This is a genomic window from Nocardia sp. NPDC127579, assembly GCF_042672005.1.
Taxonomy (GTDB): Bacteria; Actinomycetota; Actinomycetes; order Mycobacteriales; family Mycobacteriaceae; genus Nocardia.
In genome coordinates, this window is sequence record NZ_JBHXVZ010000010.1 from 192,034 (window position 1) to 213,807 (window position 21,774).

A 21,774-nucleotide genomic window follows, 5' to 3' on the forward strand; every position below is an offset into this window, starting at 1 on the left:
AACGACAATGCCATTCGCCGACGTCAACGGAACCCAGCTGTACTACCGGATCGAAGGTGACGGAGAACCGCTCATCCTGATCCCGGGCCTCGGGCTCGACCACACCTACTATCAGCTCGGCGTGCCCGCGCTGTCCGCTGCCACCCGCACCATCGCCATCGACCCGCGTGGCGTCGGCCGGTCGGACCGGGACGACAGCGGTGAATACTCGGTCGAAACCTGGGCCGACGATATCGCCGAGCTGATCGCCGCGCTGGGCTACGACGACGCGCATATTCTGGGCACCTCACTGGGCGGATCCATCGCGTGCGCGCTCGCCGTACGGCATCCGAACCGGGTTCGCTCGCTGATCGCGGTCGGCGCGTTCACCGAACTCAACCGCTCGGTGGAATTGAATTACGCGCTCCGCCAACGCCTTATCGCCAAGCTCGGGATGGGTGCGGAGATGGCGGATTTCATCGCGCTGTGGATCATGACACCGCAGTTCTTGGAATCCGAACACGGCCGGCAGGTGGAGGCGAACATCCGAGCCGGCGTGCAGCGCAATTCACCCGAGACCTATGTTGCTTTCCTCGACGCGATCCTGCGCCTCGGGCGCCGGGAGCCCGGCGATGGGCCGCGAGCGCTCACCGCTGCCTTGGAAAAAGTCACGGCCCCCACGCTGGTGGCCTGCGCCGACAACGATCACTTCATTCCGGCCGAACTCAGCAGGGTCATACACGACGCCATACCGCAGTCGACGTTCGTGGAAATCCCCGGTGGCGGGCACATTCCGTTCATCGAGGCGCCGGAGCTCATCACCGCGGCGGTCGTCGACTTCATCGAATCGGTGCGCAACGGACGATTCACGCAGTGATCTGCGGGCGAGCCCGGCCTGGCTGGTCGTGCATCGACGAAACCGGGCCGGGGCTCTGCTGTGCGCCGCTCGCTGGTGGCCGACGATCGCCGGCGCACTCGAAATCGGCTGACTGAGCGTGATGAGCCGACCCCGCGCAGGCTCATCACCGCTCACGGTCAGGTGAGCCGGTTACAGCCCTTGTCGGTGTCCTGCATCTGCGAAGGCCATTTCAGCTTTTCCCGGGTTTCCGGACCGTAGATCCCATCGGACCCGGCGCCTGCCGTACGCTGGGCGCTTTTCAAGGCGGATTTCGTTCTGGGCCCGAACTGTCCGTCGACGCTGATATCGGCGCCGTAGCAGCGCTTCAACGCGGTCTGTAATGACGTGACAGCTTTGCCGGAGCTGCCTTCGGCGAGCTGGCAATTCCACGTGCCGCCCCCGCCGCGGTAGTGGGGTATGTAGGCGACGGAATAGTTGCCGGCGGCATGGATACCGGTTCCGTCGCAGGTCGGCGTAGCGGCCGCCGCGGAACCGGCGGTGACCGTGCCCAGCCCGGCTATCGCGCAGGTGATTCCACCGACAACGGCGGTGACGGGTAGTGCTCGGGCGAGCTTTCGCTTCATTCGAATCCTCTTTCCTTTGGTGGATGCCGACATTGCTGTCGTCACTGAGATATCGACACCAGCGCACCTGGCGAAACTGGATTTCGTTCATATCGCGGATATTTGACGATCGATTAAGTTGAGCTTGCAACCTGGTGGGCGCCCGGAGGATTTCGGGGACGCGGCGATTTTGACAGTCCTTTGAGGTTCGGCCGAATCGCAGCTGTTGCCGGATTACCGCCGGTGGGAATAGTGTTGGGCCCGCTTAGAATCGCCTGTCGCACGCATTCAGCGGATCTCACGAGCGGAGAATTGATGTACGACCCAGGGGCGCAGTATCCCCAGCCCGGTCCGCAGTGGCCGCCGTACCAGCAGCCACCGCGCCGGGGGCGCGGCGGCGTGATCGCACTCGTGCTGGTGTTCGGGCTGGTGGCGCTGGCCGGCGCCGGTGCGGGCGCCTATTTCCTGTTCTTCCAGGAAGATTCGAGCAAACGGCCCGCGGTCGACACCTCGCTGGATCTCGCCGACGCTCCCATGGGGTGCGGGATATTCACCGAAGCCGAACTCGCGCCGTTCATTCCGGGCACATTCACCACAGAACCGACCGACATCATCGGCGGCGATCGCGATTACGAGAAGTCCGCGCAGTGCAACTTCTCCAATCAGAAGAGCCACACCGCCCAGGGGCGGCCGGCTGCCTGGGTCATCGTGACGACCAAGCTGCTCAAGGCGAATCAGAGCCAATCCGGGGTGGAGAAGGCCAAGCGGGAGCTGGGGCGCAAGCCGGGGAACGCGGTAGGGGTTCCCGGGACCGACGATGATCGCTTTCGTGAGATCAAGAGCAGCAACAACAACATCAGCTCCGGTGACATCTGGTTCACCTATCACAATGTGCTGATCGGTATCACCTACCACTACGAGCGGTTGGGGGAGAACAAGTTCACCCAGCCGTTGATGGAGATGTCGGCCATAGCGCTGGGAAAGATAACAGGTTGAGGTGATCGAGGTTCGGTTTCAGGCGTCGAGGGTCATCGACATGTAGACCGCGCCGATACCGTAGTTCTCCGGTAGTTCGATCTCGGGATGCGCTCGGTAACCCAATGCAGCCCAGCGCGTTTCGGTATCGTGCACCGCCACCAGGGAGACAGTGTCGAAGTCGGGCGATCGTCGCGCGGTATCCGCGACATGATTCAACAGCGTGGCGGAGAGTCCACGGCCACGAGCCTGTTCCGAGATCACCATGTCGTGGGTGTGCAGGTTGCGATAGCCGGTCCCGGGATTCTCGGCGCTGCCCAGATCCGGACAGCGCAAGCGCGGGTAGGGCAGGGCCAGTAGATAGCCGCCGAACAGTCCTCGATATTCCAGGACGAAGCAGGTGCCGGGGGAGATGTGCCCTTTGGCGCGCAGGGCGTCTCGTCCCTCGGAGAGTCCGCTCGCGGAGTACGCCCGGCACTCCAGGGCGACGATCGCGTCCCAGTCGTGCTCGGCCAGTCGTCTGATCCGGATGTCTTCGGTCATGTCCGCGACTCCTGCCGATCGACGCAGAGAACGGGAAGCGGCTCGAAGCCGTTGAATCCGCGCGTCGTATACGCGGTGGCGTAGGCGCCGCAGGAGAAGATCCAGACCGGATCCCCGGAGGCGAGGTCACGGGGTACCTGGACCATGCCCTCGGTGCCGAAGGCGTCGTCGCTGTCACACGTCGGCCCGGCGATCCTGGCCGGGACACGCTCGGAGTCGCCCCGGCCGGGGAACTCCAGTCGATACTGCAACTCGTCTACTTCATAGAGGCCGTTGAACTTTCCGCAACTCAGGAACAGCCAGGTCTCCCGATCATCGCCGGACTGGCGCCGGGAGGTCAGCCTGGCCACCTGGGCGCGCACGGCGCCGGCGTCCGCCACCAGGTATCGCCCCGGTTCCATCAGGAAACGCAGTGGCACGGTCGACATTTCACGCAGCCGGTCCATCCCTTCCCGGATCACGATGAACATCTTGTCCAACGGTGGGTGCAGTGGATGTCCATGGCGGTCGAGGCAGCCGGTGGCCGGCAACCCGCCACCGAGGTTGATGTGATCCAGTGTGATTCCGCGCAGCTGAAGGGAATCGAGCACCACGGCAAGCTGTTCCAGCGCGGTGTGCCATGCCTCGGAGGTCATCTGTTGTGAGCCCACGTGCACAGAGAGGCCGGCCGGGGTGAGGCCGGCGGCCCGGGCGGCCTCCAGTACCAGGACCGCGTCCTCGCCCGAGCACCCGAACTTGCGGCTCAGACCCCACAGGGCACCGTCGCCGCTGGTGGCGAGCCGGCAGAACACGCGGGCGCCGGGCGCGTGGGTGGCTATCGCCGCCACGTCGGCCAAGCTGTCCGTCGCGAAGTCGCGGATGCCGAGCTGCCAGGCCGCCGCGATGTTCCGGTCGGACTTGATGGGATTGCCGTAGTGGATCCGGTTCGGCGGCACCCCGGTCCGCAGAGCCTGTTCGATCTCCTGTGGGCTCGCGGCGTCGAAACCGGCACCCAGCGCGGCCAGGCTGGTCAGCACCTGGTCCACCGAGCACGCCTTCATGGCGAAACGGACCGATATGCCCGGCAGTTCCGCCAGCAGCGACGTGTACCGGGCCGCGATCTCGTCGAGGTCGTAGACGATCAGGTCCTCGGTCGCGGCGGCAAGCGCGGCACGGATCGCCGCGGTGTCGTGGTCCCCCGGTAAACCGCTCACTGCTCTCGAACCGAGACAGGCGCGCGGCGGATGAACCCGATGATGGTCAGCGCCGTGAGCGCGACCAGTGCCAGGCCGTACTCCCGGGCGATGAACAGCGGAACATCGTGGTGGGTCAGCAGATAGCCCGCAACTACCGTGGGCGCCCCGAAGCCCAGGTAGCAGCAGCTGTACAGCACAGAGATCACACCGGCTCGGTTATGCGGCTCGGCGTGCGGGACCACGATGCGGATGCCGCCCTGGAAGCCGCCGCCGAAACCCACACCCGCTGCCAGCGTGCCGAGGTAGAAGCCGGTGACCGAACCTGCGTCGATCGCGGCCAGTGTCATCACGAGCCCGATGATGAGTGCGACGATGCCGACGCCGAACAACGTCTCCGGCGTCACCTTGCGGAGTGCGATAACCGTGAGCGTGCCGGTGGCCGTCAGCAGGAACATGGGAGACGCGGCCATCAGTGCCGAGGTGGAGCCGCTCAGCGCGGAAATAAGGGTGGGGCCGAGCGAACCGTAGAAACCGGCGAGCGCCCAGGTCGCGATGACCACGGGGATCGCGGTGAACAACGGCCGGCGAACCGACACCGGCATGCTGAAGCTGGGACGGAGCGAGGCCAGGCCGCCGGGCCGGTGCGAACCGGTCTCGCGCATCGCCAGCACGCCGAGCAGTTGCGCGGCGAACACCGCGATGAGAATCAGGTAGATCGATTGCGTGGGTTGCGGGAGGTGCTGGACCGCGAGTGCCGAGGCCAGCAATCCGGTAGCGCAGCCCAGGGTCGGCACCACGGCGTTGGTGAGTGCGCTGCGATCCCGGTCGATGTCGATCAGTGTCGCGCCCACCGCGCTCAGGATCGCGCCGGTCGCCAAGCCCTGGATGGTTCTGGCCGCCAGCAGCTCGATCAGGCCCTGCGCGAACGCGAAGACGACCATCGCCAGGATCTGCCCTGATACCGCCGCGATCAGCACCGGTCGTCGGCCGACATGATCGGACAGGGTGCCGACGGTCAGCAGCGCGAGCAACACCGATACCGCGTACGTGCCGAAGACGACGGTTACCGTGACCGGTGTGAATCCCCAAAGATCCTGGTAGATGGGATAGATCGGGGTCGGTGCGCTGGTGGAGGCGAGGGCGGAGACGATCAGTGACGCGGCGAGTGTGAAGGTGTGGCGGGAGGAGAGCTGTGCACGCGGCTGAGCCGGCTGTAGCACGCGGTCCGGACTCCGCCACAGACCCGATCGATGTACTCCCGAATGTATATCAATTGCGTATTGCACGACGATTCCGTTCCCACTTGTGATGAGCTCTCGGGGCGGGATGTTCCTCGGCGCTGGTGCAATTCGGCGGTAGAGGATGTCCCGGTGCACAGAGCATGCGCCGTCGTTACAGATTCAGCGGTTCGGATTCCGCGATTTTACGATGCTTTGATATATGCAGGTCGGCGGCATGAATTCCGCCGAATTGCAAATCGATGTTCCCAATCCTGGCAGGCGTTCATGTCATGATGGTGGGTCGGATCGCGTCCCGGGGCTGCGCCGACTGGTCGACGTAGGCGGCATTACCGCTGCTGGGAAGTTTCGCGGGCATCCTAGAATTGCCTGTGTGCAATTCAATCGGCGCGAGCGAGTAAGGAATGCGTTGCGTACCAGTGTTTCCGGCGACGGTGGCGGTGAGGCAAAGCCCGAACGTCGAGACGATGACCACGCCGTCGACGATGAGATGTCATCGCAGCCGGGGTATATAGATCCTGGGAAGCTGCTCGGCGAGCTGCTCAAGGGGATGTTGTGGCCGCGCAGGTGGCGTATCGGGTAATACGAATGAAAGACGCTCAGAGACGCGGCGGCGAGGTCTGGATCAGTGGTCCGAGTTCGGCGCGCCGCCAATCGATGTAGGTGCCGTTCTCGCGTAACCGGACGGCGGGGTTGCGGACGGGGGCGACGTTCAGGTCGAGCACCAGGCCGACCGTGAAGGCGTAGCTCTCGAGACGTCCTACATCGACGCCACGGCGATTGTTCAGGACCAGGTGTAGCGTCGCTGCGTTCGCACCCCAATTGTTGCGCACGCAACCGGCGATCCAGACGGCCTGTCGCGCGGCGGTTTCCGTCGCCGCCGCCGCATTGTGCGGTGCGGTATCGAATGGTTCGCGGCAAATGACCTGTCCGTCGGCGCGGCAAATCGTGTACATCGCGCGGGTGGCCGCTGTCCAGAGGAGTATATGCGGGCCATGGGCGGCGAGTGTGCTGAGACTGGAATCTTGTGTTCTGTACGACATTGCCACCCGACAATACGACTTCGATAGCGAAATCGGCAGCCGATATTCCCAATGGCGGGAATCTGCCGATAGGCCGTTCTCAAGAAGATGTAAAAGAAGATCGTTATTCATTGAATACGCGTCATCTCGGGTCGTTGCAGAATACGATCGCGGCAGCGTTAGCTCCGATATTCGGGAGCCGATCCTTTCGGATGAGTCGAAGGAAGATCATGGATCGGGATTCATTGGCTGAATCGACCTATCCCTACAGCTGGTATGCGGTCGCGTTCTCCAATGAGCTGAGGCCGGGTGGATCGATGACGGCCCGGTTCCTGGACCGAGAGGTCATGGTATTCCGCGGTCGCTCTGGACCGACGCGGGCCGTGGAGGCGCAACCTCCTTGCCGAGGCGCCGTCCGGCACCTCCGTCTGCTCGCAGTGCGTGAGGTGGCCGGAGTAATCATGGTCTGGCACGGCCCGCCCGGTGTGACTCCCTGGGAGATCGCGACGTCGGAACCGTGCCGCGGCTGGCCGGTCGTGCGCCGACGGCGAACCGTCCTGTCGGCGCACCCGCAGGAGGTGACCGAGCACAGCGTCGATATCGGCCCGGTGATCGCCCTGCACGGTTTCGGTGATGTGCGGATCATCGAGCCGCTGGTGCTCGAGGGGCCGCGCGCGCGGATGACCTACGGGTTCGCCGCGCGTCTGCCGGGAATCGGGACGGTCGACGCCCGGATTCACATCGCGGTGGATGGGCTCGGGTTTTCGATGGTGGAGACCGCCGCGGCGGGTTGGCGGATGCGCCAGCTCGTCGTCGGCACACCGATCGGCGTGGGGGAGACGATCGTGCACTCCTGGACCAGTCTGCCGAGCCGGGGGCGTAGCCGGATCGGCAGGGCCGCCTGGCACCCGGTGGGCGCTATCGTGGATCGTGCGCTCGCGCACACTACGATCGCCCAGTTGGCTCGCGGTGAATTGATGTGGAGTCGCAGGAAGTATCCGAACCGCCCGGTGATCGGCGCGAGCGACGGCCTCGTCGGCAGATACCGAGCATGGGCTCAGCAGTTCTATCCCGACGGTGCCGCCACCCGGTGATCGCGGACGCTACGAACGACCGTTGAGCATGGCGGTGACCGCGTCGTGATGCTCAACGGTGTGGTGGGCCAGTGATTGCATGGCGGCGGACAGTTCCAGATGGCTGTCCAGGCTCTGATGCTGACCTTCGCGCAACAGCTTCTTGGTCATGCGCAGAATGGCGGGTGGATTGGCGGCGACTCGGGTAGCGAGCTCGTCGGCGGCCGAGAGCAGGCGGTCGGGTGGGACTACGGCCGAGACCAGGCCCCAGGCCAGGGCGGTGCCGGCCTGGATGTGCTCGCCGGTGAAAGCCATCTGGGTGGCGCGGGCCGTACCGATGGCACGTGGGAGCAGCCAGGCGCCACCGTCGCCGGGGATCAGACCGACTTTGACGAAACTTTCGGCAAATATCGCGGTGTCCGAGGCGATTCGCATATCGCACATGAGGGCCAGATCGAAGCCCGCGCCGATGGCGGGACCGTTCACCGCGGCGATGGTGGGAATCTCGCAGTGGTACAACGCCTTCGGGATGCGCTGAATGCCATGTCGGTAGCCTTGGCGCAGTTCGGCGGGTGTGCCGCCGAACATGCCCACCCGGTCCCGCATGTGTTTGATGTTCCCGCCGGCGGAGAACGAAGTGCCCGCACCGGTCAGGATCGCCACCCGTACCGTCTGGTCCAGGTTGACCGCGCGCACCGCATCCTCGAGCGCATCGACCACGTCGTCGTCCGAGACCGGATTGCGGGACTCGGGTCGGTTGAGCGTCCACACGACGATATCGCCGGTGCGGTCGATCAGGACGGGCTCTCTCATGAAATCCTCTCTACGGGTGTGATGACGATCCGGACATCGACCGGCAGCACGGCGGTGCCTGCGGCGATAACCGGGTTGAGATCCAATTCCGCGATCTCGGGATGTGCTGCGACGACCTCCCCTACGCGAACGAGGAAGCGGGCCAGGGTATCTCGATCCACCGACGGTAGGCCGCGGTATCCGTCGAGCAGCCGGGAGGCGACCGTCTCGCGGATCATCTCGTGCGCTTCGAGCTCGGTGAACGGAGCAGCGCGGAACGTGACGTCCGCGAGAGCTTCGACCAGGACGCCGCCGGTTCCGAAAGCGACCACCGGGCCGAAGATCGGGTCGCGGGTGGCGCCGACCAGCAGTTCCACGCCGGGTGCGGCCATGGGGGACACCACCATGCCGTCGATCCGGGCCGCCGGGATGGCCGCGGTGACGGCGGCGATGACCGCCTCGGCATTGGCAGCGGCGGTGTCCGGGCCGACGCCGAGCCGGACACCGCCCACATCGGATTTGTGAATCGCCTGGGGCGACACCACTTTGATCGCGCACGGTCGGCCGTAGTCGGCGATCGCCCTGGCGACCGCGCTCGGCGTCGATGCGAAAGTCCAGGGGCCGGTGGAGATTCCGAACTCCTCCAGCAACCGTCGTCCCTCGGGTTCGGTGAGTACGCCGACGGCCGAGGTGATCGGTGCAGCGGCCGACGGCAACCGCAGGGGCGATCGCCACAGCGCGGTTTCTCGCCGTATACGGCGGTTGTCCAGGGCCGCCGCGATACGCGCGGCGTGGTCGATCGACGCCACGACCGGAATGCCGCCCGCCCGCAGTGCTCGGTGCGGGCCGAGGTCCTCCGCGGCGAAGCAGCTCTGCACCAGTAGCGGTGTGCCGTACTGTGCGCTGGCAGCGAGAAGTACTGCCGCGGTGTCATTTTCGGCCTCTTCGAGTCGACTGTCGAAGCGGCGATGGTAGCCCCCGAAGAGCCCGATCATAAGGACGAGACCTACGGAAGGGTCGGCCATCAGCAGCTCGACCGCCGCGGCGAACACCGTTGGATCGGCATCGGTGGCGCCGGCGACATCGACCGGATCGACCACCGAGGCCGCCGGTCCGAGTAGCGCGCGCAGTGCGGATCGGGTCGTCTCGCTCAGTTCGGCGAGTTCGACGCCGTGCTCGGTCAACGCGTCGACGGCCAGGGTGGCGTGACCACCGCCGTCACTGAGGATCGCCACCCGACGCCCACGGCCCATCGGGGTGCTGGTGGCAAGTGCGCCGGCGACAACCGCGAGTTCGTCCGAGCGCCGCACGAGTTCGACACCGGCCTGCCGCAGCAGTGCGGTGGCCACGGCGTCGGACCCGGCGATCGACCCGGTGTGCGAGAGCGCGGTGCGTTGACCGGCCGTGGAGCGCCCGCCCCGCAGCATGACGACCGGAGTGCTGGATTGTGCGACTGCGATCAGGAAGGCCCGTCCATCGCGCAAGCCCTCGGCGTGCACGGCGATCGCACCGGTATTCGGCTGTGCGGCGAGTTCGGTGACGCATTCGTCGTAGCGAACATCGGACTGGTTGCCGAGCCCGACGTAGGCGTGAAAACCAGGGCCGCGCAATGCCCGAACGTCGTTGACCAGCGACAGCAGCATATTGCCGCTCTGCGTGATGACACTGACGGGCCCGTTCGGCACATCCTGGAGCCCGACCAGGTTGGCGCCGCTGGCGGCGTTGAGTACGCCGGAGGTGTTGGGGCCGATGACCCGGACACCGCTGTCGGCGATGGCCGCGAGCAGTTCGGCTTCCAGTTCGGCTCCGGCTGAGCCGATTTCGCGAAAGCCGTTGGCCAACACCACGGCCCCGGCTATGCCCATCGCCCCGCAGGCACGTAATGCCTGTGGCACCGCGGGGCCGGGCAGTGCGATGAGAGCGACGTCGATCCCGGTGGGCAGTTGATCGATGCTCGCGATCACGTCGAGTCCGAGGATTTCGGTGGTACGCGGATTCACCGGATAGACCGGATGGGCGTATCCCGACTGTTGGAGTGCCCGGATGGCTTGATAGCCGCGTTTGGCTCGGTCCGCGGAGGCGCCGATGACGGCGATCGACCGCGGGTCGAACAATCTCTGTAGTGCAGTGCGTTTCGCGACCTGCGTTGTCACGAGCTCACTTTCCCTGAAAGACGGGTGCGCGGCGCTCGGTGAATGCCGCAACGCCCTCGGCCCAGTCGCTGGTGTCCATGAGTGCGAGAAGTTCGCGCGGCTCGCTGGTGAATGCGACGGGCAGCGAATCATCGCGGCGCAGTGCGGCTTTCATACGCGCCAGTGAAAGCGGAGCTTTGGCCGCGAGTGAATCGGCCAGCGCGGTCGCCGAATCCATCAGATCGTCGGCCGCGACAGCCTGATGTGCCAGACCCCATTCCGCCGCCTGCGTGCCGGTGAATCGCTCGCCGAGGATCAGCAGATCGGTGGCCCGGCGCAGGCCGACCAGACGCGGCAGGCGATGGGTCACCCCGCCGCCCACGAACGTGCCGAGGCCGACCTCGGGGAATCCCATCTGGGCGTCGTCGGCCATGACGAGGAAGTCGGCGCTCACCGCCATTTCGGCGCCCGCGCCGAGCGCGTAACCGTGGACGGCGGCGACCGTCGGTGTATCCATGGTCTGGATCTCCAGGCAGACATCCTGTGCCAGGGTCAGATACCGTTCCTGGTCGGCACGGGTGCGGGTGCCCGCGGCGTGCGCTTTGAGGTCCGCGCCCACGCAGAATGCACGTCCGGCGCCGGTCAGGATGACACATCGCACGTCCGGGTCGCTGTCTGCGGCCGACAGCGCGATGAGCAGGGTGTCGTAGAGCGCTTCACTCACGGCGTTGAGCCGGTCCGGCCGGTTCAGCGTCAGTACTGTGGTCTGGCCACGACGCGATACGAGTACGGGTTGTTCGGGATTGGGTGAGGCTGCCATCGAAAGCGAGCTTTCCTATTCGTCGGGATGGAGAGGGTGATCAGCGGGCGGTGCCCGCGACGGGCGTGGGGATGAGCGGAATATCTTGCACCGATGGTGATTTCGATCGGCGGCCGCCGCGCTGCCGACTGGTGAGCCGGCGAGCCAGCAGGGAGATCGCGAAATTGGTGGCGATGTACATCACCGCGACCCCTATGTAGATCGGCAAGGAATATTTGCTGCCGTAGAACTCGACGAGCGACCGCCCGGAGCGCAGTAGTTCGGTGTAGCCGACGATGAAGCCGAGCGAGGTGTCCTTGAGCAGGATGACCATCTGGCTGACGATCACCGGCAGCATGGCCGGGACCGCCTGCGGCAGCAGGACGCGCCACAGAATGATGGTTCGCCGGAGGCCCATTGCTTCGGCAGCCTCGGTCTGTCCTCGGTCGATGGCGAGAATTCCGCCACGGAAGATCTCGCACAGGACCGAGGAGTTGTAGGCGACCAACGCCAGCACCACGATCTGTAGCAGCGTCAGGTCCACGCCCAATCCAGGCAGTCCGAGTGCGGCGAAGAGCATGAGCAGCAGCAGCGGGACGCCGCGGCAACCTTCGACGACGATGCCGGTGACCAGTCGGACCGGCCGATGCCGGGACAGCCGCCCGAACGCGGCGATCAACCCGGCTGCCAACGCGATCACCATGGCCAGTGCGGCCGCGTGCAGAGTTGCCGTGTAACCCTGCCAGAGTACCTGCGGCACACCGGTTTCCAGATCGAGCAGAATGGCCCAGCGCTTGCGCTCGAGCTGTCCGTTGGCATTCAGGCGCAGTGCGATCAGTACGACGAGCAGCGCGGCGAGCGCACCGGCCGCGATCCCGATGCGACGGGCGCGCCGACGGCCGCGCGGGCCGAGCGGATCGTAGAGGAAGTCGGTATTCATCGGGCCGCCGCCAATCGGTGCTCCAGTCGACGGAATCCGAACGCGGACCCCAGGGTGATCACGAGGTAGGCCACGGCGATCCACAGCAGCGCGGAGATGACAGCCGCGGGATCGGAGAAGTTGATGCGCTGGCCGGACGCGGTCAGCTCGAGCACACCGAAGCCCGCGGCGATGGAGGTGTTCTTCACCAGCGCTATCCAGACATTGGCCAGCGGCGGCACCACCGCCCGGACTGCCTGCGGGACGATGATGAACCGCATCTGCTCGAGGAAGGAGACCCCCAGCGCCCGCGCGGCTTCGGCCTGGCCGCGACCGACCGTGCACACCCCGGCGCGCAGTGCCTCGGCGACGAACGCCGCGGTGTAGAGGCCGAGGGCGAGGATCGCGGCCACGACGTAACTCGGTGGGCTGAGCCCGATCTGGGGAAGCACGAACACGATGACGAAGAAGACGACCGTCAGGGGTGTGTTGCGGATGATCTCGACGTAGATCGCGCCGACCCGTCGCAGCAACGGTACCGGAGACATGCGGGCGACACCGATGAGCACTCCGAGGAAGGCGGCGATGCCGCCGCCCCCGGCGCTGAGCAGCAGGGTGGTGCCGAACGCTCGCGCGAGCAGCCCGGCGTTGTCGGTCAGAACATGCATCGAATCGAGTCCTCTCCCACCGCGCCTCAGTACCGTTCCAAGTCGGGCGGCGGCGGGGCCGCGCCCAGGACTCGACCTGCTGTTCGATCCCAGGCGGCCGACCATGCGCCGTCGGCGAACGCGGTGCGCAGGATGTCATCGACGAAGCGCACGAGATCGGCGCGCTCCCTGGCGATTCCGATCCCGTAGGGTTCCTCGGTGAAGGTGCCCGGAACCAGCTCGAAACTCTCCGCGTCGAGGCTGCGCAGCCCGCCGAGGATGGTGTTGTCGGTGGTCATCGCCACGACCTGACTGTTCTTCAGCGCCTCCGCGCACTTGCTGTAGGAGTCGAAGAGCACCACACGCGCGCCCGGGACCCGGTGGCGAATATTGGTCGATGACGCCGAGCCCTCGACGGCGCAGACGTCCTTGCCCGCGAGGTCATCCGGTGCGGTGACTCGATCCGGATTGCCGGCCCGCACCATGAGTGCCTGTCCGGCAACGTAGTACGGTCCGCCGAAGTGGATGATCTCCTTGCGTTTGTCATTGATGGTGTAGGTGGCGATCACCAGGTCGACTCGACCCTGCTGCAAGAACGGTTCGCGGTTGGCCGATACCGTTTCGACCCAGTCGATCCGATCGTGCGCGATACCGAGTCCGGCCGCGATCAGTTTGCCCATTTCGGCGTCGAAGCCCTGGGGGCGGCCGGTAACGGGATTCTTGAGGCCGAACAGCGGCTGGTCGAACTTCGTTCCGATGGTGATACGGCCCTGCTCCTGTAGCTGTCGCATGGTCGAGCCGGGCGCGAAGACGGCGTTCGTATCGACCGGTGGCGCGTAGTCGATCGGATCGATGGCCGGTGCGCCGGAATCACACGCGGTGGTCAGTGCGAGCACAGCCGTGGTGAGCCCGATACTCGCCACGCGAATCAGTCTGTTCATCACCGTGTCCGCTCAGTGTTGCAGGACCCGGGCGAGGAAGTCTTTCGCCCGCTCGCTGGCCGGGTTGGTGAAGAATTCCTCGGGAGCCTGCTCCTCCATGATCATTCCGTCGGCGAGAAACACCACGCGGTCGGCGCTGGCGCGCGCGAACCCCATCTCGTGGGTCACCACGACCATCGTCATTCCCTCGGCGGCAAGAGATCTCATGACGTCGAGCACTTCGCTGACCATCTCCGGGTCCAGGGCGCTGGTGGGTTCGTCGAACAGCATCACCTCCGGCGCCATCGCCAGGCCGCGCGCGATGGCGACGCGCTGCTGTTGTCCACCGGATAGTCGCGGGGGATAGGTATCGGCCTTGTGGGCCAGGCCGACTCGTTCCAGCAGTGCCATGGCCTGCTCCTCGGCGTCGGGGCGGCGCAGCTTGCGGACCCGGATAGGCGCGAACGTGATGTTCTGGAGGACCGTCAGATGCGGGAACAGGTTGAACGACTGGAAGACCATTCCGATCTCGGCGCGTACCTTCCGCAGTTCGGGCCCCTCGGCGGGCAGCGATCGACCGCGAAACGCGATGGTGCCGGAGGTGATGGTCTCGAGCCGGTTGATGGTTCGGCACAGGGTCGACTTGCCGGAGCCGGAAGGGCCGATCACGACGACCACCTCACCTTCGGCGATATCGAGGTCGATCTCGCGCAGAACCGTTGTGGTGCCGAAGGTTTTGGTGACCGACCGCATCGAGATCAGAGGCGGGTCGGGAGTGGTGGCGGTCATGGCGGTCCCGGTTGTGAGTGGCGTACGTGCGGCATGTCCAACGTCTACAATGCAAACAGATTTGCATCAGTTTGGAAAGCTGCAATTTTCATGTGGTCTCACGTCGAGGGAGAATGAGCAGGTGAAAGCACCGGAAGCCGAAGGCCCGCAGACATTCGACGAACTCATCGCCGAGCTGCGTGGGCGGCGTGATGTACTCTCACCGGCCCAGCGGAAGCTGGCCGAACGGGTGGCTTCCGACCCGGAAGCCGTTGCGTTCATGACGGTCTCGGAGCTGGCGGCCGCCGTAGCGGTCAATGAGGCGACCGTGGTTCGGTTCGCGAACAGTCTTGGGCTCAAAGGTTATCCGGCACTGACCGGCCTGTGTCGTGAGCGGTTACGGGAACAGGCCCAGCTGGTGCGCCGATTCGACAACCTCCAGCAGCTGCCCGGCCCGGGTGGGCTGCTCGAGCGGACGCTGGCCTTCGATCAAGCGAATCTCACCCGCACCTTCGCGCGCCTGGATCCAGACCAATGGCGTTCGGCCGTCAGTCATCTCGTATCGGCCCCCCGCGTGCACATCATGGGGTTGCGCAAATGTCACGCGCCCGCCTATTTGTTCGGCTACCTACTCGGCATGCTGCGGGAGGACGTCACATTGGTGACCGCTACGGCGGGTGGTCTGACCGACGACCTACGACGGGTGCGGCCCGGCGACTGTTTTGTCGGTGTATCCATCCATCGGTACATGGCCGATACGGTGCGCGGTGCGGCATGGGCGAATTCGGCGGGCGCGCATGTCATCGCGCTCACCGACAATGCGAGCTCGCCGTTGGTCGCCAGCGCGCACGAAGCGTTCTTCGTCGAGGCGGCCAGCGCATCGGTGCTCCGGTCGATGACCGCGTTCACCGCGCTGGTGCAGGCGCTCACGGCCGAGGTGGCGCGAGCACACGGGCGTGATGTGCGGGCGGCCCTGTTGGAGGAGGAGCAGTTGCTGCGCGATTTCCGGATGTACACAACGGATTCGAATCGCGACCACTCGTGACGATACGAAGTGGGCGTTGTATCGAATCGTCGAGGCCAGGAACTCCCACCGGTGGTAATGGTCGGGTAGTGCGCTGAACATATCGTTGACCGCGTGAGCAACCAGCGCAGGTTCGTTGTGATCGCGGGAATCGGGATCGGACTGGTGCTTGCCTGGATGATGGCGTTCGACATCGGTCCGTTCGCGTCGCCGACGGAACGGGCTGCCGTCGCACCCGCGCAGCCTGCTCAGACGACACCGAGAGTCCAGGCCAACACCGGATTGGCGGTCGGCCGGGTCGCCGCCAACAACGGAGCAGTGCTGACCGTCAACGGCGTACTCGGCGGCCCGACCGTCGTGCACACGAATACCGCCACCAAGGTGTTCGTCTTGCGCGGTACGAAGGTGTCGAGTGTGGCGGTCGGTGACCGGGTCATAGTTTTCGGCGACAAGAAATCCGATGGGTCGGTGATCGCGAAAATGATAGTGGGCGGTTGACCAGGTGAACTGTTCATCAGCTGACCGACGCCCGCACAGAACTCCGGCACTGAATGCCCGCCGGCGGCACGGGCGGACTACGGCACGGTTTTGATCAGCGATACCCGCGGGGGCTCGGGGGCGCGATCGGACAACCGGTTTCGGGCCCACTGGGCGAGGACCGCGACCGCCGCGAATACCGCCATCGTGCCGGCGAACCAGGCCCAGGAGGTGAGACCGATGGTCGTCCAGGTGTATCGCTTGACGCCGGGCAGTGCGTAATTGCTCTGGCCCGTGGCCCAGCGGATCAGCATGCCGGCGACGCTGCCGGGATCCCGGGGCCCGGCGTTGGAGACCATGTTGCGGATGACCGGCGCCTGGCGATTCAAGTGGATCAATGAGAACGCCACACAGGTCGGGATGGCAAGCGATGCCATCAGCATGGCGCGCGACAGTGCGCGAGTAGGGGCACGCAGGTTGACCACCGCGACCACGACGGTGACGGCGATCGCGACGCAGGCGAGCACGGCCCAGGTGCCGTTCACCTTCGCGGCCGGGGGCGGATTGCTGGCCCACAGGGCGACGAGGGTATTGGAGATATCGATCTTCCCGAATGGGTTGGCCTCGACCTTGCCGTCGGTGGAGGACGCGCTGATCCACGGTTGGAACAACGCGAAGAAGGTCGTGCAGTTGCACGCTGCGGCGCACAGGTAGCCCCAATTGCCGCGGGCCGCGCCCATCCGTGGTCGCAGCGCGGCCGCTACGGCCAGAGCGCGCTCGTGCGCTCGTTGCTTGCCCGGCGGACCCGAACTTGCCGTAATGCCTTGTGCCTGTAGAAGTTTGGTCTTGTGCCACGGCGTAGGCTGCACCATTGTTCCAGTGTAGGGGCGGGCGCCGCGAGCCTTGGATTCGAACTCGCCACACGCGGGAAGAGCCGAGTATCAGCGGCTGTCAGTCGATTCGCGCGGTGTCGGGTGGCTCCGGGGCCGTGGCGCGGCGGGTGACGGCGATCGGCAGCCGCCATGATGGCAGCCGGATCGGCCCGGCATCCGCGGGCCGGTCCCGTAGCCACTGGAAGCAGGCGGACACGGCGGAGATCACAGCCAGCGCGGCCGCGAACCATGCCCAGGCGGTGAGGCCGGCCGTCGTCCAGTTCACCTTGCGCAGACCGGGGATCGGATAGTCGCCGTTGCCGTTGACCCAGCGCATGATCAGGCCGATTTGGCCGCCCAGATCCTTGGGGCTGTAGCCGAGCATGTCGCGCAACTGGGGTGCTTTGCCGTTCATGTGGACCACGGCGAAGACGACGAAGAGCGCGGTGGCGGCCGAGGCCGCCGCGGTCAGCCGTCGGAGCAGCTCGATGCGAGCCCACAGGTTGACCAGCACCGCCGATGCCGTGCAGGCGATGGTGATGGTCGCGCTGACTGCCCACATCCCGTTGACCTGTACCTGCGGCAGTGGGGAATCGGACCAGAGGGTGACGAGGGAACTCGAGATCTCGAACTTTCCGAACGGTGTGGCTTTGATTCGGCCATCGAGAGTTTCGGCGTTGACCCACGGTTGGAACAGCACGGTGAAGGTGACGATATTTCCGATCGCGGCCAGCAGATAGCCCCACTGTCCCCGCAGCGCGCCGGTCGCATGGGGCGCCAGCGCCGTCGCGGCTTTGGCGACTCCGGCCCGGCCTTGTCGCACCCTCTGTGCCGCACGGCGTCGCGCGCCGAGTTGCTGTGGTGGGGTGCTGGCTCCCTGCCAGGGGGTTGGCTGCGCCATCGCCTGATTCTAGAAGTCCCGGTCCCCGCCATCCTCCCCGCTCGTGAGAAGTTGGCGTAACCCTACGTAACATTGTGCCGTTATTTAACGGCGCGTTTAATACCGTGCCAACAAGCGCGTAACTCGAATGGAACCTGAACGTCGTCGGCCGCGGGGTGAGTACGAATGTCACAGCACCTGTCGAGGCTCGAACCTGGCCTACTGCTGCGTGGCCTGCTGATCGCCGAATCGTTCGCGCCACGACGTCTGGTCGAACGGGGCCGCAACTGGATACGGGCACTGCGGCGCCGCCGCGCCGCCCTCCGGATCGTTGTCGGGGCGCAGGTTCTGGTCGCGCTGTGGTGGGTCACCGGAGGCCGGGCGGCGGGTAGCGGTTCGGCCGCAGCCGCGCAGCCGGGCAGCATGTCCGCGATCGATGGACTCGCGTGGATGGATGTCCGGGACTCCTCCGGTATCCCGGTGTCGGACTACCTCTTCGTCACCGACAGCGGCGGTGCGCTCGACCCGATGTCCACGGCGTTGTCGCTGGTCCTCGGTCTGGAATTCATGGTGTTCCTGGTCATCGTGATCAGTGCGATCTGGTCGGCCGCGTTCGTGCTGAGTTTCGGCTGGTTGGATTGGCTCGGCAAACCGTTCGGATTCGTCGCGGAACGAACCACCGATCACGTCGCCACTCCGATCCTGATGACCACGGCCGCCGCGCTGGGCGCGTTCTTCGTGGCCTGGTTCATCATTCGCGGCTACCACGCCAAGGCCGTGCTGCAGATTCTGTCGATGGTGGCGGTCGCCCTGTTCGGTGCGTTCTATCTGGCGGACCCGATGGCCGATGTGCTGTCGTCGGAGGGGCTGTTGGTCCAAGGGCGCGATGTCGGGATCGCGGTGGCGGCGGGGCTGAACGGGAACTCGACCCCGGACGCCGGCGCGATCGTCGAGACGATGAACGGCACCCTGGCCGACAATTTCGTCCGGCATCCGCTGCAGGTGTGGAACTTCGGTCATGTGGTCGACGGCTCGCCGCGATGTCGTGCTGCATGGTCGGCGGGCGTGCGCGCCGGCAACGAGGCTCAGGTCGCGCAAGGGATGCGGATGTGCGGTGACGCCTACGCCTACGCCAAGACCCAGGACCCGAGCATGGGGCAGATCGGCACCGGAATTGTGCTGTTGCTTTTCGGGACGGTGCTGTCGCTGTTCCTGTCGTTCCTTTCGATCAAGGTATTCCTGGCGGCGCTTTCCTCGATATTCCACGCGATTCTGGCGATCTTCGGATTCGCCGCGGGCGGGTTCATCTACGGGCCGACCCAGACCCTGCTGATCCGCAATCTGGTGCATATGGTCGGTGACGCCATCGCGATGGTCTCGTTCACGATTTTTCTCGGCGGCTATGTCCTGGTGCTGGACAGCGTCTTTCGTGCGGCGCCGCAGGGCGGTATGGCGGTGATCTTCGTCGGCGGCATGCTGTTGATCTCGAGTTTCGTATTGCTACGCCGTCTCGACAACACGATTCTCGGACACCAGAACCAAGTGATCGGGCAGATCGTTTCGACGCTTGCCACCGGCCGGTCGGCCGGTGCCGGAGCCGCAGGCGGATCCTCGGGAATGGGAATGGCCGAGGCCGGTCTGCGTCATTCCCTGACGCCCGGCGGAGTGGCTTCGGCGGTGTTCGGCGGCCTCGCCACATTCGGGATGCTCAGCGCCAACCCGGTGACCTCCTGGCTGTTCCGTCGGCCTAATCCGTTCATGCATTTCGCGAAGGAAATGCAGGAGATGAACTACCTCAACTACATGCTGCTGCTCGGAGAGGTGCCGGAGCGAACCCATGCCAGCTGGATGGGCCGGCTGACCCTGGGGAAGAACGCGCATGACGATGCCGCCAGGGCCGCGGCGACCGAATACGGGCACAACCACCGGGGTGCTGCCGCCGCGATCACCAGTGTGCTGGGACTGGGCGGTGACCTCGGTGACGCAGCGGGTGCGCTGCTGGTCGCCGGATTCTCCCGGTCGATGACGGCGGAATCGATGATGGCCAGTATGCGGGTTACCAAGGCCGCCGAGGACCACAAGGCGGTGTACGGGCCGCTGGCACGGGCGGCAGCCGCGGCCTCGCTCGCGAACAACGCGCGTGAAGCATCCAGCCCGAGAATGGCACCGGGAATGCGGTCCGCATATATCGGCGAGCTCGCGGAATCTTCGGCGCTGTACGAGTTCCTGGCGCCGCGTCCATTCAATCCCGTAGACAAGAACCCGATTCTCGACCAATTGAAGCCGTACTGGGACAAGCCATTCGATGAGTTCAAGGCGCATCTTCCGTCAGACCTGTGGGAGAAAGCCAATGAAGATCATCGGCTGCACGCCGGGGCCACTATGGCTCGGAATCTGAACTCGGCCGCGCAGCAGTACCTGCGCACCAACGACGAAAGAGATCTGGCCGAGGTTCTGAAAATGAAGAACCGGGCGCAACACGTCGACATGCTGCTTGCCGGCATGAATATCGGCCCGCACACCAATTGATTCGACAATTTGATAGAGGTGATACCAGTATGTCCGATAGTCAACCCAGAGTGATCCGAAGTCTGGTCCCTGCTCGAATGGACCGCCTACCGTGGACCAGATTCCACTGGCTCATCGTCGTGGGCCTGGGTGTGTCCTGGATCCTGGATGGTATCGAGATCCAGATCGTCAGCAGTATGGCCGGCCCGCTGCAAAGCGCCGACACGTTGAATCTGACCAGTGGGCAGGTCGGCGCGATGGCGTCGTGGTATCTGGCCGGTCAGGTGTTCGGCGCGTTGTTCTTCGGCCGGCTGACCGACAAGCTCGGCCGGAAGAAGCTGTTCATCCTGACACTGGCGATCTACCTGTTCGGCAGCGGGCTGGCGGGATTCTCCTGGAATATGTGGTCGCTGTTCTTCTTCCGCTTCATCGCAGGCGCTGGGATCGGCGGTGAGTACGCGGCCATCAACTCGGCGATCGACGAGCTCATGCCGTCGCGCTACCGCGGCCGGGTGGATATCGCGATCAACGGAACCTACTGGGGCGGTGCGGCACTCGGCGCGGCAGCCAGCCTGGTCCTGTTCAACGAGGATCTGATTCCGACGCACTGGGGCTGGCGGATCGGGTTCTTCCTCGGGCCGGTGCTCGGGCTCATCATCATCTTCCTGCGCCGGCACATTCCTGAAAGCCCGCGCTGGCAACTCACCCACGGACAGGCGGAGCAGGCGGAACGGACCGTCGACGAGATCGAGGCCGGGTTGCGCAAGGACGGTGTCGTGCTCGCCCCGGTCGACGACAGCAAAGCGCTCGACGTCGTCGACGCGCAACGCCTGAGTTATACGCAGATGGCACGAGTGTTCTTCGGCCGCTACCCTTCTCGTTCGTTTCTCGGCTTCACGATGATGGCTACCCAGGCGTTCCTCTACAACGCGATCTTCTTCACGGTCGGCCTGGTGCTCATTCACTTCTACGACATTCCCGCCAATCACACCGGGTACTACTTCTTCCCGTTCGCCATCGGCAACCTGCTCGGCCCGCTGATCCTGGGTCCGCTGTTCGATACGATCGGCCGCCGAAAGATGATCAGTACCACGTATGTGGGATCCGGTGTGCTGCTGGCGCTGTCGGCGTGGGCGTTCTCCGAGGGCATTCTCGGCGCGACCACCCAGACGTTGTTCTGGTGCGTCATCTTCTTCTTCGCCTCGGCCGGTGCCTCCTCGGCATACCTCACGGTCAGTGAGATCTTTCCGATCGAACTGCGCGGCCAGGCGATTTCGTTCTTCTTCGCCATCTCGCAGGGCGTGGGTGGGGTCCTCGCACCATTCCTGTTCGGTCGCTTGATCGGTGGTGCCGAGAACGCCAACCCGGATCGCTTCCCACTGACGGTCGGCTATCTGATCGGCGCCGGATTCATGATCTTCGGCGGGGTGGTCGCCTGGTTCTTCGGGGTGAACGCCGAGGGGAAGTCACTCGAGGATATCGCCGACCCGCTGTCCAAGGCGGATTCGTCGGCGGACGCCGTATCCGATATCGAGGCCCCTGCGCGTCCGCAGTAGGAAAGGAGGTACTC

The 21,774-nt window shown here is 65.2% G+C and carries 21 protein-coding genes; 7 read left to right on the forward strand and 14 right to left on the reverse strand.

Annotated features, from left to right (window positions below):
* The first annotated feature begins 7 nt into the window (after positions 1-7).
* Positions 8-856 (forward strand): alpha/beta fold hydrolase, encoded by an 849-nt coding sequence (locus tag ACFVMC_RS28980; protein ID WP_379215466.1) that lies wholly within the window; start codon positions 8-10, stop codon positions 854-856.
* A gap of 158 nt (positions 857-1,014) precedes the next feature.
* Here the strand turns inward: ACFVMC_RS28980 and ACFVMC_RS28985 are convergent, their stop codons facing one another.
* Entirely contained in the window at positions 1,015-1,461 is a 447-nt protein-coding gene (locus ACFVMC_RS28985; RefSeq protein WP_379215468.1) for a peptidoglycan-binding protein, read from the reverse strand.
* A gap of 294 nt (positions 1,462-1,755) precedes the next feature.
* On the opposite strand from ACFVMC_RS28985, the gene ACFVMC_RS28990 reads away from it, so the two are divergent.
* Positions 1,756-2,436, forward strand: coding sequence for a hypothetical protein (locus ACFVMC_RS28990; RefSeq protein WP_379215470.1), 681 nt, complete (start codon positions 1,756-1,758; stop codon positions 2,434-2,436).
* Positions 2,437-2,454: 18 nt separating this feature from the next.
* Here the strand turns inward: ACFVMC_RS28990 and ACFVMC_RS28995 are convergent, their stop codons facing one another.
* The 4 genes from ACFVMC_RS28995 to ACFVMC_RS29010 all read right to left on the reverse strand — a co-directional run bounded on the left by ACFVMC_RS28995 (position 2,455) and on the right by ACFVMC_RS29010 (position 6,525).
* Positions 2,455-2,958, reverse strand: coding sequence for a GNAT family N-acetyltransferase (locus ACFVMC_RS28995; protein WP_379215472.1), 504 nt, complete (start codon positions 2,956-2,958; stop codon positions 2,455-2,457).
* A complete protein-coding gene (locus tag ACFVMC_RS29000) occupies positions 2,955-4,151 on the reverse strand; it encodes a type III PLP-dependent enzyme (protein ID WP_379215473.1) in 1,197 nt (398 codons plus the stop codon). Before ACFVMC_RS29000 ends, ACFVMC_RS28995 begins: the two co-directional genes overlap by 4 nt.
* The gene (locus tag ACFVMC_RS29005) at positions 4,148-5,353 is read right to left on the reverse strand and encodes an MFS transporter (protein WP_379215475.1); all 1,206 of its coding nucleotides are present in this window, start codon (positions 5,351-5,353) and stop codon (positions 4,148-4,150) included. Before ACFVMC_RS29005 ends, ACFVMC_RS29000 begins: the two co-directional genes overlap by 4 nt.
* Positions 5,354-5,970: 617 nt before the next feature.
* Complete coding sequence (locus ACFVMC_RS29010) at positions 5,971-6,525, reverse strand: hypothetical protein (RefSeq protein ID WP_379215477.1); 555 nt, start codon at positions 6,523-6,525, stop codon at positions 5,971-5,973.
* A 329-nt stretch (positions 6,526-6,854) separates the two neighbouring features.
* Here ACFVMC_RS29010 and ACFVMC_RS29015 point away from each other — a divergent pair, with 329 nt between their 5' ends.
* Positions 6,855-7,487: a hypothetical protein gene (locus tag ACFVMC_RS29015; RefSeq protein WP_379215479.1), complete on the forward strand. Its 633-nt coding sequence runs from the start codon at positions 6,855-6,857 to the stop codon at positions 7,485-7,487.
* 9 nt (positions 7,488-7,496) lie between these two features.
* Here ACFVMC_RS29015 and ACFVMC_RS29020 read toward each other — a convergent pair whose 3' ends face one another.
* The 7 genes from ACFVMC_RS29020 to ACFVMC_RS29050 are packed head-to-tail and all read right to left on the reverse strand — an operon-like array spanning position 7,497 to position 14,464.
* Positions 7,497-8,279, reverse strand: a complete 783-nt coding sequence (locus ACFVMC_RS29020; RefSeq protein WP_379215481.1) for a crotonase/enoyl-CoA hydratase family protein — start codon at positions 8,277-8,279, stop codon at positions 7,497-7,499.
* Positions 8,276-10,372 (reverse strand): acetate--CoA ligase family protein, encoded by a 2,097-nt coding sequence (locus ACFVMC_RS29025; RefSeq protein ID WP_379215483.1) that lies wholly within the window; start codon positions 10,370-10,372, stop codon positions 8,276-8,278. Before ACFVMC_RS29025 ends, ACFVMC_RS29020 begins: the two co-directional genes overlap by 4 nt.
* 43 nt (positions 10,373-10,415) lie before the next feature.
* Positions 10,416-11,210, reverse strand: a complete 795-nt coding sequence (locus ACFVMC_RS29030) for an enoyl-CoA hydratase/isomerase family protein (RefSeq protein WP_379215485.1) — start codon at positions 11,208-11,210, stop codon at positions 10,416-10,418.
* Between the two features lie 40 nt (positions 11,211-11,250).
* Entirely contained in the window at positions 11,251-12,129 is an 879-nt protein-coding gene (locus tag ACFVMC_RS29035) for an amino acid ABC transporter permease (protein WP_379215487.1), read from the reverse strand.
* Complete coding sequence (locus ACFVMC_RS29040) at positions 12,126-12,776, reverse strand: amino acid ABC transporter permease (protein ID WP_379215489.1); 651 nt, start codon at positions 12,774-12,776, stop codon at positions 12,126-12,128. Before ACFVMC_RS29040 ends, ACFVMC_RS29035 begins: the two co-directional genes overlap by 4 nt.
* Before the next feature lie 26 nt (positions 12,777-12,802).
* Positions 12,803-13,696, reverse strand: a complete 894-nt coding sequence (locus ACFVMC_RS29045) for a glutamate ABC transporter substrate-binding protein (protein ID WP_379215490.1) — start codon at positions 13,694-13,696, stop codon at positions 12,803-12,805.
* Positions 13,697-13,708: 12 nt separating this feature from the next.
* Positions 13,709-14,464 (reverse strand): amino acid ABC transporter ATP-binding protein, encoded by a 756-nt coding sequence (locus tag ACFVMC_RS29050; RefSeq protein ID WP_379215492.1) that lies wholly within the window; start codon positions 14,462-14,464, stop codon positions 13,709-13,711.
* 121 nt (positions 14,465-14,585) lie between these two features.
* On the opposite strand from ACFVMC_RS29050, the gene ACFVMC_RS29055 reads away from it, so the two are divergent.
* Both ACFVMC_RS29055 and ACFVMC_RS29060 read left to right on the forward strand, forming a co-directional pair.
* Positions 14,586-15,488, forward strand: a complete 903-nt coding sequence (locus ACFVMC_RS29055; protein WP_379215494.1) for a MurR/RpiR family transcriptional regulator — start codon at positions 14,586-14,588, stop codon at positions 15,486-15,488.
* Between the two features lie 93 nt (positions 15,489-15,581).
* Entirely contained in the window at positions 15,582-15,965 is a 384-nt protein-coding gene (locus tag ACFVMC_RS29060; RefSeq protein WP_379215496.1) for a hypothetical protein, read from the forward strand.
* A 77-nt stretch (positions 15,966-16,042) separates the two neighbouring features.
* Here ACFVMC_RS29060 and ACFVMC_RS29065 read toward each other — a convergent pair whose 3' ends face one another.
* Positions 16,043-16,816 (reverse strand): hypothetical protein, encoded by a 774-nt coding sequence (locus ACFVMC_RS29065; RefSeq protein WP_379215498.1) that lies wholly within the window; start codon positions 16,814-16,816, stop codon positions 16,043-16,045.
* Positions 16,817-16,895: 79 nt separating this feature from the next.
* Entirely contained in the window at positions 16,896-17,717 is an 822-nt protein-coding gene (locus ACFVMC_RS29070; protein ID WP_379215500.1) for a hypothetical protein, read from the reverse strand.
* A 165-nt stretch (positions 17,718-17,882) separates the two neighbouring features.
* Here ACFVMC_RS29070 and ACFVMC_RS29075 point away from each other — a divergent pair, with 165 nt between their 5' ends.
* Both ACFVMC_RS29075 and ACFVMC_RS29080 read left to right on the forward strand, forming a co-directional pair.
* The gene (locus tag ACFVMC_RS29075; RefSeq protein WP_379215502.1) at positions 17,883-20,225 is read left to right on the forward strand and encodes a hypothetical protein; all 2,343 of its coding nucleotides are present in this window, start codon (positions 17,883-17,885) and stop codon (positions 20,223-20,225) included.
* A gap of 77 nt (positions 20,226-20,302) precedes the next feature.
* Positions 20,303-21,760, forward strand: a complete 1,458-nt coding sequence (locus ACFVMC_RS29080; protein ID WP_379215503.1) for an MFS transporter — start codon at positions 20,303-20,305, stop codon at positions 21,758-21,760.
* Positions 21,761-21,774: the final 14 nt, after the last annotated feature.

Bases quoted from the DNA above. Each gene is read 5' to 3' on its own strand.
- ACFVMC_RS28980 (WP_379215466.1), top strand. From the start codon at position 8: ATGCCATTCGCCGACGTCAACGGAACCCAGCTGTACTACCGGATCGAA.
- ACFVMC_RS28985 (WP_379215468.1), bottom strand. From the start codon at position 1,461: ATGAAGCGAAAGCTCGCCCGAGCACTACCCGTCACCGCCGTTGTCGGT.
- ACFVMC_RS28990 (WP_379215470.1), top strand. From the start codon at position 1,756: ATGTACGACCCAGGGGCGCAGTATCCCCAGCCCGGTCCGCAGTGGCCG.
- ACFVMC_RS28995 (WP_379215472.1), bottom strand. From the start codon at position 2,958: ATGACCGAAGACATCCGGATCAGACGACTGGCCGAGCACGACTGGGAC.
- ACFVMC_RS29010 (WP_379215477.1), bottom strand. From the start codon at position 6,525: ATGAATAACGATCTTCTTTTACATCTTCTTGAGAACGGCCTATCGGCA.
- ACFVMC_RS29015 (WP_379215479.1), top strand. From the start codon at position 6,855: ATGGTCTGGCACGGCCCGCCCGGTGTGACTCCCTGGGAGATCGCGACG.
- ACFVMC_RS29020 (WP_379215481.1), bottom strand. From the start codon at position 8,279: ATGAGAGAGCCCGTCCTGATCGACCGCACCGGCGATATCGTCGTGTGG.
- ACFVMC_RS29030 (WP_379215485.1), bottom strand. From the start codon at position 11,210: ATGGCAGCCTCACCCAATCCCGAACAACCCGTACTCGTATCGCGTCGT.
- ACFVMC_RS29035 (WP_379215487.1), bottom strand. From the start codon at position 12,129: ATGAATACCGACTTCCTCTACGATCCGCTCGGCCCGCGCGGCCGTCGG.
- ACFVMC_RS29040 (WP_379215489.1), bottom strand. From the start codon at position 12,776: ATGCATGTTCTGACCGACAACGCCGGGCTGCTCGCGCGAGCGTTCGGC.
- ACFVMC_RS29045 (WP_379215490.1), bottom strand. From the start codon at position 13,696: ATGAACAGACTGATTCGCGTGGCGAGTATCGGGCTCACCACGGCTGTG.
- ACFVMC_RS29050 (WP_379215492.1), bottom strand. From the start codon at position 14,464: ATGACCGCCACCACTCCCGACCCGCCTCTGATCTCGATGCGGTCGGTC.
- ACFVMC_RS29065 (WP_379215498.1), bottom strand. From the start codon at position 16,816: ATGGTGCAGCCTACGCCGTGGCACAAGACCAAACTTCTACAGGCACAA.
- ACFVMC_RS29070 (WP_379215500.1), bottom strand. From the start codon at position 17,717: ATGGCGCAGCCAACCCCCTGGCAGGGAGCCAGCACCCCACCACAGCAA.
- ACFVMC_RS29075 (WP_379215502.1), top strand. From the start codon at position 17,883: ATGTCACAGCACCTGTCGAGGCTCGAACCTGGCCTACTGCTGCGTGGC.
- ACFVMC_RS29080 (WP_379215503.1), top strand. From the start codon at position 20,303: ATGGACCGCCTACCGTGGACCAGATTCCACTGGCTCATCGTCGTGGGC.